Origin of the sequence: Actinoplanes sp. NPDC051346, from assembly GCF_040682215.1 — a bacterium.
In the GTDB taxonomy this organism is placed as follows: Bacteria; Actinomycetota; Actinomycetes; order Mycobacteriales; family Micromonosporaceae; genus Actinoplanes.
The window spans coordinates 238,338-250,542 of record NZ_JBFBAJ010000013.1 but is presented as its reverse complement, the minus strand read 5'-3'; the positions used below and the strand labels follow the sequence as shown (position 1 = coordinate 250,542).

The 12,205-nt window shown below is 72.4% G+C and carries 11 protein-coding genes and 1 riboswitch; of the genes, 3 read left to right on the top strand and 8 right to left on the bottom strand.

The features are described from left to right. Positions 1 to 4: 4 nt before the first annotated feature. Together AB0M36_RS29440 and AB0M36_RS29435 are read right to left on the bottom strand one after the other, a co-directional pair. Positions 5 to 655 (bottom strand): hypothetical protein, encoded by a 651-nt coding sequence (locus AB0M36_RS29440; RefSeq protein WP_364163796.1) that lies wholly within the window; start codon positions 653 to 655, stop codon positions 5 to 7. A 66-nt stretch (positions 656 to 721) separates the two neighbouring features. Then, the gene (locus AB0M36_RS29435; protein WP_364163793.1) at positions 722 to 964 is read right to left on the bottom strand and encodes a hypothetical protein; all 243 of its coding nucleotides are present in this window, start codon (positions 962 to 964) and stop codon (positions 722 to 724) included. A 200-nt stretch (positions 965 to 1,164) separates the two neighbouring features. On the opposite strand from AB0M36_RS29435, the gene AB0M36_RS29430 reads away from it, so the two are divergent. From AB0M36_RS29430 to AB0M36_RS29420, 3 genes are all read left to right on the top strand, one after another. Beyond that, entirely contained in the window at positions 1,165 to 1,395 is a 231-nt protein-coding gene (locus AB0M36_RS29430) for a hypothetical protein (protein WP_364163791.1), read from the top strand. A gap of 122 nt (positions 1,396 to 1,517) precedes the next feature. Further along, a complete protein-coding gene (locus AB0M36_RS29425) occupies positions 1,518 to 2,330 on the top strand; it encodes a polysaccharide deacetylase family protein (RefSeq protein ID WP_364163788.1) in 813 nt (270 codons plus the stop codon). After that, positions 2,327 to 3,412 (top strand): glycosyl hydrolase, encoded by a 1,086-nt coding sequence (locus tag AB0M36_RS29420; protein ID WP_364163785.1) that lies wholly within the window; start codon positions 2,327 to 2,329, stop codon positions 3,410 to 3,412. Before AB0M36_RS29425 ends, AB0M36_RS29420 begins: the two co-directional genes overlap by 4 nt. A 69-nt stretch (positions 3,413 to 3,481) precedes the next feature. Here AB0M36_RS29420 and AB0M36_RS29415 read toward each other — a convergent pair whose 3' ends face one another. From AB0M36_RS29415 to AB0M36_RS29390, 6 genes are all read right to left on the bottom strand, one after another. Beyond that, on the bottom strand, positions 3,482 to 4,366 hold the full coding sequence (locus AB0M36_RS29415) for a tetrahydrofolate dehydrogenase/cyclohydrolase catalytic domain-containing protein (protein WP_364163782.1): 885 nt from the start codon (positions 4,364 to 4,366) through the stop codon (positions 3,482 to 3,484). A gap of 15 nt (positions 4,367 to 4,381) precedes the next feature. Further along, positions 4,382 to 4,463, bottom strand: a riboswitch (ZMP/ZTP riboswitch). 58 nt (positions 4,464 to 4,521) lie between these two features. Next, complete coding sequence (locus tag AB0M36_RS29410; protein WP_364163779.1) at positions 4,522 to 5,415, bottom strand: DUF1616 domain-containing protein; 894 nt, start codon at positions 5,413 to 5,415, stop codon at positions 4,522 to 4,524. Next, positions 5,412 to 8,090 (bottom strand): hypothetical protein, encoded by a 2,679-nt coding sequence (locus tag AB0M36_RS29405; RefSeq protein ID WP_364163777.1) that lies wholly within the window; start codon positions 8,088 to 8,090, stop codon positions 5,412 to 5,414. The genes AB0M36_RS29410 and AB0M36_RS29405 overlap by 4 nt, the downstream gene beginning before the upstream one ends. Before the next feature lie 250 nt (positions 8,091 to 8,340). Beyond that, positions 8,341 to 9,735: a glycosyltransferase family 2 protein gene (locus AB0M36_RS29400; RefSeq protein ID WP_364163774.1), complete on the bottom strand. Its 1,395-nt coding sequence runs from the start codon at positions 9,733 to 9,735 to the stop codon at positions 8,341 to 8,343. Further along, positions 9,732 to 10,697, bottom strand: a complete 966-nt coding sequence (locus AB0M36_RS29395) for a glycosyltransferase (protein WP_364163771.1) — start codon at positions 10,695 to 10,697, stop codon at positions 9,732 to 9,734. Before AB0M36_RS29395 ends, AB0M36_RS29400 begins: the two co-directional genes overlap by 4 nt. A gap of 70 nt (positions 10,698 to 10,767) precedes the next feature. Further along, a complete protein-coding gene (locus AB0M36_RS29390) occupies positions 10,768 to 11,706 on the bottom strand; it encodes a glycosyltransferase family 2 protein (RefSeq protein WP_364163769.1) in 939 nt (312 codons plus the stop codon). Positions 11,707 to 12,205: the final 499 nt, after the last annotated feature.

Below are 12,205 nucleotides of genomic sequence, written 5' to 3'. Positions count from 1 at the left end.
CGGGTCACAGCCCGAGCCGCAGGGCGGTCACGCCCGCCGGAGACAGCGGCCGGGCGGTGGCCCGCACGAGGTCGGCGTGGATGGTCGTCGGGAGCTGCGTCCCGAGCGCGCACAGCGACGGGTAGTGGTCGAGCACGTCGCGGTGGCTCAGCGCGCCCACGCCGATCAGCAGGCCGTTGATCGCGCCCGGCGTGCGGGCCAGCTCAGCGCAGAGCTCCATGCGCCACACCGGATCGCCGATGTGGGTGGCGAACTCCCGCGCGATCCGGGTACCCGCCGGGCAGCCCTCCTCCGGCGCGGCGTGCCGGCCGGACGGGGCCAGCACCGGCGCCGGGCGTACCGCGACGCCGAGCCGCAGTGCCAGCTCGGGCAGGGTGAGCACCGCCAGCCCGAAGGCGCAGGTGTCGCACAGCCGCTGGAAGGTGTCGGCGTGCACGACGGCCGCGGGCCGCCGGCATCCGGCGGCGGCCCCGCAGGTGGTGTCCATGATGATCTCGGCGAGCCGTCCCGACTCGTCGAAGCGCCCCACACCGGAGAACATCGCCGGTGTCTCTCGGTAACGGGCAAGGGCGGCCCGCTCACTGCCGTAGCCATCGGGATCCACGCCGATGCGCGGAACGCCCTGCTGAGACTGGAGCTGGATGAGTCGGAACATCCTGGTCACTCCCGGGGGTGTCGAAGGACGGTGCATCCCCGGATACGGGCCAGATCCTCCGACGGTTCATTCCCTACGCTGGGTATAAGAAAAGTTGCCCTTCCGCCGCTGAGCAGTCAGTCTGAGGCAGTCGAATGTCACTGCGTGTAACGCGTAGGTCGCGGCGGTGAGGGCGGCGAGCATGCCGACGAGGATTGCCGTCACCTCGCCGTCGAGGGTGCGCCAGGCGGTCGGCAGGGCCGTGATGCCGAGCAGGAGTCCCGCCCCGCAGGCGGACTCGACGAGCCGACGCGCGCGGTCTGAGGTCATGGTGACCACCCTGCCGTCACGGTGGGTGCGCGCGCTTCCCTCCAGAGCCGGATCAACTCTATGACTTTCGGCAGAGGGCGCAGGCGTCGCGGGTAGGGTCGAAAACCCTAAAATGCCGCATTCCGTACGCGTGAGGCCTACCGTGGGACAGGTGGCCGCTCTCCGGCGGCGACACCCCGCCATCGGCGAAAGGTGACCCCATGACCGTGCAGATCCCCGCCGCCCGGTACGAAGACCTCGCCGACCACCTCGCCGCCCGGATCGAACGGCGCCTCGCCCTGCTCGCGGACGAACTGGAGCACGCGGGCGTCGTCGCATACGGGGCGGACCGGGGCCTGGCGACCCGGGGCGGAACAGTGCGAATGACCGTCGCCGATATGGCTGCGGTCGTCGCCGCAGTCGTGCTGGACACCGCTGAAACTGCCCCGTAACGTGGCCTGAGCGGCGCGGATGTGCGCCGCCGCACCCTGCGGAAGAGTTGTCCAAACCACAAAGCTCGCCGGGTCGCAGACCGATAATGGTCATGTCCGGAAGCCTGTGGGAGGGAAATACGGTGACCGTCACGGCGCCGTCGGCATGGGAGACCATGCCGGCGTTGATGTATCACTCCGTGTCCGCGGTCGCCGGTCCGATGCGCGACCTCGCGGTGCCGCCGAAGCGGCTCGCCGAACAGCTGGCCGCGCTCACCGCCGCCGGCTACCGGCTCGTCGGGCTCACCGAGGCCCTCGACCTGCTCGAGCAGGGATGCACCGACAAGCTGCTCGCGGTGACCTTCGACGACGGCTACCGCGACTTCCTCACCCAGGCCGTGCCGATGCTCGCCGAGGCCGGCGCGGGCGCCACGCTCTACGCCTCGGTCGGCCACCTCGGCGCCTACGCCGACTGGCTGGGCCGCTGGTCGCCCGACTTCGGCAAGCTGCTGACCTGGGACGAACTGGCCGAGGTCGCCGACGCCGGCATCGAGATCGGCAACCACAGCCTGATCCACCACCCCCTCGACGTGCTGCCCGCCGACGTCCTGCGCGAGGAGACGACGCGCAGCAAGGACGAACTGGAACAGCGCATCGGCCAGCGGGTGCGCAGCTTCGCCTACCCGCACGGCTACAACGGCGCGAAGGTGCGCGCCGCGGTGCTGGCGGCGGGACACGACAACGCCACCGAGGTGGGCCGGCGCCTGCACACGCCGGGCGAGCGGCGGTTCGCCGTACCCCGCCTGCAGCCCACCCCGGACATGACCGGCGCCGACCTGGTGGCCCTGGTCGCGGGCGGCGGCTCGCCGCTGGTGCCGCGACTCAAGCAGCTGGCCCAGCCGGGCTGGCGGGTGGTCCGTCGGCTCGCCCGCGCCGCGGGACGGAACCTGACATGAGCCCCTCCCACCGCGACGCCACCCCCGCCCACCGTGGCACCCGCCGCGCACCGGGCCGGGCGCTGAGCCGCCGCACCATGCTCGGCCTCGGTGCCCTCGTGGCGGTGCCCGCGTCCACCCTCGGCGCGCTGCAGTTGCGCTCGAAGGACACCGCGGCCGAGGCGACCACCTCGCCCGGGCGGTCCTCGGGCCCGAAGCCGTCGGCGAGCGCCGCCCCACCAGCGGTGGTGGCGAAGGGCGGCGGCACCGTGCCGTTCCGGCCGGGCAAGGCCATGCTCGGCGCGTACCTCTCCCTGTCCGATCGGACCACGGCGCAGGCGCAGACGCTGCGCCGCGAGCAGCTCGGCCGCGACGAGCGGATCGCGCACGTCTTCTACGACTGGGCCGACCTGCTGCCCACCTCGATCGCGGGCCTGCCCGCGCAGGCCTTCCCGATGATCTCCTGGCGGGGCACCAAGCTCGCCGACATCACCTCCGGCGCCAGCGACGAGCTGATCGCCCGCACCGCCCGACGGCTCAAGAGCCTGGGTCGGCCGGTGCTGCTGCGCTGGGGCTGGGAGATGAACGGCGACTGGTACGCCTGGTCGCCCTCGCGCAACGGCAAGGACCCGGCCGGCTACATCCAGTCGTGGCGCCGGATCCACGGCATCTTCGCCGAGCAGGGCGCCACCAACGTCTCGTGGGTGTGGAGCCTCAACTGGAACTCGTCGCCGGCGGCCGACTGGAACACCTTCGCGGCGTTGTACCCGGGCGACAAGTACGTCGACTGGGTCGGCGTCTCGGGTTACAACCTGCACCGCGAGGCGCCCGACAAGCTGTTCGGGCCCATCTACCGCTCGTACGCCGCCCGCAAGCCCATCATGATCACCGAGGTGGGCTCCGTGGACCGGGGCGGGCGCACCAAGGCGGACTGGATCACGCTCCTCGCCCAGTGGGTGGAGGCGCACCCGGCGGTGGGCGGCGTCGTGTGGTTCGACACCGACACCCACCCCGGGTACGCGGAGAAGTGGCGCGTCGACACCGACGCGGCGTCGCTCGCGGCGTACGTGGCGATGGCGAAGAGCGCCCGCTTCAGCGGCTGACGGCCGGCCCCGGCGGCCCGCCACGCGATGTCTCACGCGGTTCGCGGCGACCCCCGGGACCGGCGGTGCTCATCGGCTGGCCTTCTCCGCGGCCTCGATCGCGTTGCGGAACAGCATCGCCACGGTCGTCGGGCCGACGCCGCCGACCCGCGGGGTGAGCGCGCCGGCCACCTCGGCGACCTCCTCCGCCACGTCCGGCAGCAGCCGGCGGCCCTCGTAGCGCACGCCCGCACCGATGACGGTCGCGCCGGGGCGCACGTGCTCGGGCTGGATGATGCCGGGCACGCCCGCGGCGGCGACGAGGACGTCGGCGCGTCGGGTGTAGCGCTGCCAGTCCGGCACTCCGGTGTGCACCACGGTCACGGCGGCGTTGGCGGTCGGGCGCTTCTGCGACAGCAGCATGGCCAGCGGCCGGCCGATCGTGGCGCCGCGACCCAGGATGACCACCTCGCGCCCGGCCACCGGGATCTCGTAGTGGGCCAGCAGCGCCTCGATGCCGGCCGGGGTGCACGGCCGCGGCCCGGGCAGCCCGACGGACAGCCGGCCCAGGTTGAGCGGGTGCATGCCGTCGACGTCCTTGTCGGGGTCCACGGTCATCAGCGCGGTGTCGTAGTCGATGTGGGCCGGCGGCGGGTACTGGATCAGCAGGGCGTGCACCGACCGGTCGGCGTTCAGCCGATCGATCACCCGGTGCAGCTCGTCCTGGGTGGCGCTGGCCGGCAGATGCTCGTGCGGGCTGACGAAGCCGAGTTCGGCGGCCTGGCGCTGCTTGATCCGGATGTAGCCGGCGCTGGCGTCGTCGTCACCGATGAGGATGGTGGCCAGCGAGGGCTGCACGCCGCCCTCGCGGAGCTTGGCCACCCGCTGTGCCACGTCGGCCAGGACGGCGTCGGCGACGGGCTTGCCGGGCAGCAGCCGTGCCTCGTGAGCCGGCGCCGGAGGGGTTTCGGACATGCGCGTCTCCCAGACCGTGGGCACCCAGGCGGACGGCGCCCACGACGAGCTCCCCGATGGTGGTCCATCCTCGATGCCGCCAGTCGCGTGACGCGGACAAGTATGCCGTGCCCCGGAGAGCGCCCCGGAACGTGTCACCCCGGGGTGCGCTCCGCCTAGGCGACCGCGCTGATGAACAGCGTCCGGTAGGCCGTGGTGTCACCGGCCCGGAAGAGGCTCACGGTCATCCGCTGGTCGCCCGGCATGGTGAGGTTCTCGGACCAGGTCCCGTCGGCGCTCACCGCGATGATCCGGCGCGTCGGCGGCGTGCCGGTCGCCCCGGCCACCGTCAGCGTGTACGGGGCGTCCGCGTCGAGCAGCCCGCGCACCGACACCGCCACGACCCGGTTGCCCTGCGAGTCCACCGGCCCGGACGGCGCGGCGGACAGTGCCGTCACCGGTGTGTCGAACAACGCCCGGGAGGTGCCGAAGGACAGCCAGCTCGCGCCCGCGAGGATCGCGAGGACCAGGGCCAACGGCAGCAGCTGCCGCGCCAGGCGGTAGCGCTGAGCCTTCTCGGTCGCGGTCACCTCGCTCACGGGCTCGGACGGCGCCACCGACATGACGATCGTGTGTGCCTCGGCGACCGCCTCCGCGTCCCGGGCGGAGAGTCGCGGGGCCGGTGTCGCCTCGGCGACCGCGACCTCCTCCTCAACGGGTTGCGGTGCGACGGCGGCACGACGCGGCCGCAGCGCGGCGACGAGCAGGGCCACCAGCGTGACGCCCGCCGTGGCGACGGTCCACGCCGGCCGGTCCAGGTCGGCGCCCGTCAGGTGGATCCCCAGCCCGGCGACGATCAGCACGCCCAGGCTGAGCGCCGGGGCGAGCAGGGTGCGCTCGACCGACGTGAGCATGCGGCCGGTGAACAACGCGCCGGTCAGGGCCATGCCGGGCAGGGCGAAGCCGAGCAGCAGCCCGCCGGCGACGGCCAGCGGCGCGGGCCCGGCGAGCACGGCGGCGCCGGCGGCCACGGTCAGCACCGCCAGGATCCGGGTGAGCATCGGGTTCACGAGGCCCCCATGCGATAGACGCGAACGGTGCCGTTGTCGTAGAGCCGGTCGACCTCCCGCAGCGAGTCGAACTTGGAGATCTGCGTCGTGCTCAGCGGCCGGGTGATGGAGCCCGCGTTCGGGTCGTTCTCGAAGTAGGCCTCGCCCTCCGGCAGCTGCTCCGACAGCCGCCGGTCCACGACCAGGTACTGCAGGTACAGGCCGGCGACGAGCTGCTCCTGCGCCAGGCCCCACTCGTCGGCGTAGTAGAGCGGACCGACCTCGCGCACCGGGTCCTGGCGGCCGTAGGTGGAGGCCAGCGACACCGACGTCACGTCGCCGCCGACCCGGTTGCCCCTGCCCAGGGTCCGTCGCTGCCAGTCCGCGGCGTCCACCCCGTACGCGTCGACGGACCGTTCGAAGCCGCCGGCCAGGTACGGGCCCGGCAGGATCGACTGCAACGGCGGCCAGCCGCCCGCCCGGGCGCCGATCATCAGCAGGGTGATCATCGCGGAGCCGGCGGCGACCCGGCTGTAGAGGTTCCACCCGCCCGGGGCGACGACGTCGATCGCCGGCGCCGCGGCTCGCCACCGGTGTCCCTCGGCGTCCTTCGCCGGGATGAGCTGCACGCCGCGAACCAGGGCGATCGCCGCCAGAATGGAGATCGGCACGTAGGTGAAGGTGGAGAGCCGCCCGGCGATCTCGGGGCCGTTCTGCCCGAGGAAGCGCACGCCGTTGCCGGCGAAGAAGATGGCGCCGCCGACGACGGCCGCCCAGCGCCAGTAGTCCCGGTCGTGCCGGTGGACCATGTCGCGGACCAGGGCCAGATAGAGCACGAAGAGTCCGAGCAGGCCGGTGCCCTGCACGACGAGCTGCCCGACGCTGACCGCCGCCGTGGTGGAGGAGGCCTCCTCGCGGCCGCTGAGCAGGTTCGAGATGGTCTGCTGGACCTGGTCGATCGGCGCCTCGAGGTAACCGAGCACGTCCCGCGCCACGGTGAATATCCATGCGGCCACGAGAGCCGCCGCCACCGCCGGCATGATCAGGGCACTCCACCGCCGGGGCCGCTGCACGACCAGCTCCGCCGCGGCGAGCAGCAGCAGCGTGAGCACCAGCGCGAAGGCGGTGACGTGGTGGCTCACCGTGGTCAGCGCGATGGCTCCCACCGCCAGCGCCACATACTCCCGGCCGCCCTCGACGCGCCACCGCCGGACCGCCCAGATGGTCAGCATGAAGAACGGCAGCGCGGCGGTCTGGTAGAGGAACATCGAATTGAAGAAGAGATAGTGCAAAGCGGTCGCGTACGTGGCGCAGCAGACCCCGGCGACGGCGGGGGAGTTGCTCGCCCGCAGCACCGCGGCGAACAGCACCGCGACGAAGACCAGGTGCGCGATGCCGGCGACGATGACCCCGGCCGCGGTCACCGGCAGGCCCGTCATCGACGTGACCGCCGCGCCCATCTCCGCCAGGCCGGGGAAGTGCACCGCCGGCGGAAGGGCCGGGTTCGGCTGGAACAGCTCGCCGGACTCGACGATGATCGACGACGCGAGCCAGTGCTGCAGCTCGTCGGGGAAGCGGAACTGGTCCGGGCTGTACATCCACTTCAGCAGGTACTGGTGCAGCGCCAGCCCCATGACCAGCAGGAACGACTCGGCCACCCCGGCCATGCGGCGGCTGAGCAGCCGCACCACGACCGGCGTGAAGACCACGACCTGACCCACCCAGTACGCGAACTGCGCGTTGCCGGTGCTGACCCGGCCGCCGGCGTACGCGAGGGCGACCATGAGCACGCCCAGCGCGGAGATCGTCAGCACCGCCGGGGCGTGGCCGAGGTCCAGCGGCTCCCGGCGGGGCCGGGCGGGCTTCGGGGCCCGGCCGGGGTCCGGCGCGCCGATCAGCCGGGTGAACCTGCCGGCCTTGCGTCCCGGCACGACCGGGATGATGGCGGTGACGGCGTCCGCCGGGGGCGGCTTGAGCAGGGCGGCGGGCAGCGCGACGGTCTCGTCGGCGGGCCGGGACAGGATGACCATGGTCTCGTCGACCGAGTCGCCGGCCTCCGCGCCCACCTTCCCCGTCTTCTCCGCCTTGACCGACTTGTCTGCCTTATCCGAAACGCCGGGCTTAGGCGCGGCGGTGGGCTTGGGCGCGGCGGCGGACTTGGGTGCGGCGGCGGGCTTGGGCGCGACCGTGGGTTTGGGTGCGGCCGTGGGTGTGGGCGCGGGCAGCACGACCGTGTCGTCAGGGGAGGCCGGCGTCGCGGCCTTCCCGGAGGGCGGGGGGAGCGCGATCGTGGTGTCGTCGGACGGCTTGTTGTCCGCGGCGGCGGGCCGCAGCTTGAGCACCATGGTCTCGTCCGGGTCATCCTTGGGCTGCGCCGCGGGCAGCCTCATCACGACGGTCTCGTCGGGATCACCCTCAACCTCGACCTCAGGTCGAGACTTGCCACCCTCACCCTCGACCTCACGTTGAGGGTTCTGGCTCTTTTCGGGCTCAGAGTCTGCTTTGTCCGCAGTCTTGGGCTCGCCGGCGCCCAGGGGGATGGGCTTCTTCGGCACGCCCGACGTGGTCTGGAGGTCGGCCGTCGCCGGGCCGTCCGCGCCGTCCGGCACACCGGGGCGCACCCGCGACGAAGCCGGCCGCGTACGGTCGTCGTCGTCCTTGGCTCGCGCCGGCTCGGCCGCGCGCTGGTCAGCCATGGTTCGGGCCTCCCCGGCGGGGTCGGGGGCCCCGGTCGACCGGATCTCGCCGCTCGGGGCCTCGTGGTGCGGATGGGGTACTGCCGGCCGCAGCGCCGGCTCCTCCGGTTTCGGATCGGGCGCGGTCAGCATCCGGCCGCCGCCCCACGCCGCGGGCGGGCGGCGCCGCGGTGACCCGCCGTTCGCCACATATGTACCGAGAATGCCCGGTGCGCGGGCGACTGTCCGGAGAACGGCGGAGTCACCACGATCAGCGGCCGCTCCGGGTCTTGGCCCGGGCCGCGCGCCGGCCCTTCAGGTACGCCCGCGGGCCGGCCAGCATGCCCCGACGGTTGGCCGTCAGCAGCTCACGGGGGAAGTCCTCGCGCAGCGTCGACACCCGCAGGCTGTCCTTGCTCGTCAGGTCCCGCAGCGCGCCCGGGGCGAGTTTCAGCAGCGGCCACAGCAGGCCGGGGCGCTTCATCAGCAGGCTCGTGTAGGCGGCGGTCAGCCCGGCGCCGTACCCGACCATCTGCTTGTGCAGCCCTTCGAGGTCACGCCGGTGGTAGTGGTGGGTGACCGCGGTGGGTTGGTAGACGATCGTGCCGCCACCGACCAGCACCTGGGTGAAGGCGAGGGTGTCCTCCGAGCCCATGGCGGGGGTTCCCGCGCCCAGCGCGGTGTCCCAGCCGCCGATGCGCTCGATGACGCCGGGCCGGAAGGTCATGTTCGCGCCGGTGCCGAACGGCGGCAGCGGGTACAGCGGGCTCTGGATGTGCGCGGTCGCCGGGCTGAAGACGTCCGGCTTGAAGCCGCGACCCTTGCTGTGCCCGCCGAACTGCTCGAACCACAGCTGCGCCTGCGTCTCCAGCTCGGCCGGGACGATCACGCCGGAGACCACGTCGGCCTCGGGGTGGTCGGCCAGGGCGCGGGCGACCTCGGCGAGCCAGTTCGGGTCGGCGTACTCGTCGTCGTCGATCCAGGCGAGGATCTCGCCGGGCGCGGCGGCGACGGCGGCGTTGCGGGCGAAGGACAGGCCGGCCTTCGGCTCCTTGAGATAGGTGACCGGGCCGCGGCGGGCCGCCGAGCGGACCACCTCGGCGGTGGCGTCGGTGACCGGCGCGTTGTCCACGACCAGCACGCGGAAGTCCGGGTACGCCTGGGTGAGCAGGCTGTCCAGGCAGCGGGCCAGCGCGCCGGGCCGCTCCCGGGTGCAGATCACCACGGTGATCGGCGGGGCGTCGGCGAGCACCTCGCGGCGCCGGGCGAGGAAGGCCGGCTCGGTCGCGGGGGTGAAGCCGTCCATCGGCAGGCCGGTCAGCCCCAGGCCGGCGAGGCGCGGCGCCAGCGTCGCCCCCAACTCGCCGTCGATGGCGGCGGACAGGTCGGCCGGGCTCAAACCCTCTGCGGGTACGTCGATCAGCACGGTGCCGAGCGGCTCGGTGAAGAGGCGCACCAGCACCCAGGCCCGCAACACCCGGCGCCCGTCGGGCCCGACCGCGGCGAGGTGGGGCAGCGGCTCGGAGAGCTCGACGTCGAGGACGGCGGCCGGAAGTTGTTCGCCGGTGGGCTCGAAGGCGGGGGCGGTGATCATCTCGTCGGCGCGCAGCGGCGGCTGCCAGGCGGTGCCGCTGACGTCGGTGCCGTTGTTCAGTCCGGCGGTCATCGGGTCGCTCCCACGGTCTCGAGGCTGGGCTGCGTGCGGCGGGCGGCGATCGTCTCCACCAGACCGCCCCATCCGGCGGCGGCGACACCGGCGAGCACCCCGCCGGCCTTCAGGGCGTGGTGCAGTCCCCGGCCGCGACCGGCGGCGAGGAGGTTGCGGACCACGGCCTTGGGCAGGGAGCGCAGGTAGTCACGCTCCGAGCCGAGGCTCTCCGAGCCGTCGAGCAGGCCGGCCATCGCGACCTTGCCCCGGCCCTCGGCGTAGCAGCGGCGCACGAACCAGGCGAAGGTGGACCGCTCGGCGGGCACCTCGTGGCGGATCACCGCGTCGGGGACGTACATCCAGTGGCCGCCGTTCAGGCCGCTCATCCGCAGGCACAGCTCGGTGTCCTCGGGCCGGTTCTGGCTGCCGAGCTTGCCGAAGCCGGTCCGGAAGCCGCCGACCGCCAGGAACGCGTCGCGGCGGACGACCATCCCCGCCGACCAGACGTTGCGCACGCGGCTGGTGGTGGTGGGCAGCCCGGCGTACGAGCCGCCGACCGCCCAGAGGAACTCCGCCGGCATCCACCGCGGCTCGGGCCCCTCCCACGCCGGGGCGATCCCGCCTCCGGCACCGATCACCCGCGGGTCGGCGAAGGGACCGATCAGGTTGCCCAGCCAGTCCGTGTCCATGATCACGTCGTCGTCGACGAAGGCGATGAGCGACGTCGAGGTGTGGAACGCACCGGTGTTGCGGTTGCCGGAGACGCCCTGGTTGTAGAGGTTCTCCAGGACCGTCACCCCGCCCAGGTCACGGCGTGCCCGGCGGTAGAGCGCCGGGTTGTGGTCGACCACGACGACGATCTCGGCCGGCGTGTAGAGCTGCGACTTCACGGCCGCGACAGTGCGCACGAGCGACGCCCAGCGCTGCTCGGTGTGAGTGGGGATCACGATGCTGACGGCGGGGCGGGGGGTGGGTTCCACGGGTGGTGCTCCTCGGGCGGGGGTGTGGGCTGCGGGGGGACGACGCTCAGGCGGGAGACCCGCGCGTCGGTCAGTCCTCGCGGGTGGCGCGGGCCTCGGCACGGCGGCTACCGGCCTCGTCGCGGCGCAGGCCGCGGTTGAGGTGGGCGACGTGCTGGCGGTCGGCCGCCGGGTTGACCGCGGCGGCCGGCGGGCGGTTGGCGACCTTGTTCCGCACCGGGGCGGGCGCGGCGTCCGGGGTCACGGCCGACGGGCGCTGGTGCACGACGACGCCGCCCGGGCGTGCGCCGTTGCGGTGGGTCCGGCGCATCCGGCCGTACTCGCTGAAGATCGTCCGCAGCACCCGGAAGCCGTCGCGGAAGGTGTTGAGGTTGCTCTGGCCGTGGATCCGCTCGTGCTCGATGCTGCCGACCTCGCCGACCTTCATGCCGTCGGCGGCGGCCCGGATGTTGATCATCGTCTCGATCTCGAACCCGTCGCCCCACAGCTTGGAGCCGTCGGTCGGACGCGGCAGCGTGGTCTCCGGCAGGTCCAGGACCGGCACGACCCGGCGCCAGAAGGCGTTGTAGCCGTAGCACAGGTCGGTGAAGCGGGTGCCGAACAGCACGTTCACCACGAGGTTGAGCCCGTCGTTACCGAGCTTGCGCAGCTTGGTGATGTCGTGGCTGTGCCCGCCCTTGGAGAAGCGCGAGCCCTTGACGAAGTCGGCGCCGGCGATGAGCTGGTCGACGAAGAGGGGGATCTCGGCCGGGTCGGTGGAGCCGTCCGCGTCGATCATCACGATGATGTCGCTCGTGCAGGCCGCGAAGCCGCAGGCCAACGCGTTGCCCTTGCCGGTGCGCGTCTGCTGCACGATCACCACGTCCGGGCGCAGTTCGCGGGCGACCTCGACGGTGCGGTCGACCGAACCGCCGTCGACCACGATCACCTCGTCGATCCCGTCCGGCAGCTTCGCGAAAACGTGCGGCAGATTCCGCTCCTCGTTCAGCGTCGGGATCACGACGCTCACGGTCGGTGACGTTGTCTCGTTACTCGGAGTGTTGCCGGAGTTCGGGGATTGCGGCATGTCGGTCCTTCCGGGCGCGGCAGATGCGGGGGAAGCGGCGGTTTCCGGGGGCTGAAACCCAAGTCGTTCGCTTCTGGTGACAAATCTAGCCGCACGCTACGTAGCGTCAACTAACCGAAGGGCCAGGGTGACGAGGCCCGTGCGGTGAACCCCCACCATACGGATGAGCAGCAGTTATGCCCATGTACAACAGGAGTGATCACGAGTCTCCTCCATCACACTCCGTAAGGGTCAGAGAGGCATTTGCGACAACAGAACCCCAGAGAATGGACATTTGCCACGTGATCATTTGTTCATGGCAGTCAATAGCGCAATTTTGTAATGTCCGACTTATAACGGTGATCCGCCTCACTCACCGTAGTGTCACGGTATGTAAGGCAACGGTTGCTGGACGGTTGCTTTCGGCGTGGCGACTGCGGGTGTGGCGGTCGATGCCTAGGCT

Coding starts and splice junctions, on each gene's coding strand:
- AB0M36_RS29435 (WP_364163793.1), bottom strand. CDS start 964: ATGACCTCAGACCGCGCGCGTCGGCTCGTCGAGTCCGCCTGCGGGGCG.
- AB0M36_RS29400 (WP_364163774.1), bottom strand. CDS start 9,735: ATGACCGCCGGACTGAACAACGGCACCGACGTCAGCGGCACCGCCTGG.
- AB0M36_RS29415 (WP_364163782.1), bottom strand. CDS start 4,366: ATGTCCGAAACCCCTCCGGCGCCGGCTCACGAGGCACGGCTGCTGCCC.
- AB0M36_RS29420 (WP_364163785.1), top strand. CDS start 2,327: ATGAGCCCCTCCCACCGCGACGCCACCCCCGCCCACCGTGGCACCCGC.
- AB0M36_RS29405 (WP_364163777.1), bottom strand. CDS start 8,090: ATGGCTGACCAGCGCGCGGCCGAGCCGGCGCGAGCCAAGGACGACGAC.
- AB0M36_RS29440 (WP_364163796.1), bottom strand. CDS start 655: ATGTTCCGACTCATCCAGCTCCAGTCTCAGCAGGGCGTTCCGCGCATC.
- AB0M36_RS29430 (WP_364163791.1), top strand. CDS start 1,165: ATGACCGTGCAGATCCCCGCCGCCCGGTACGAAGACCTCGCCGACCAC.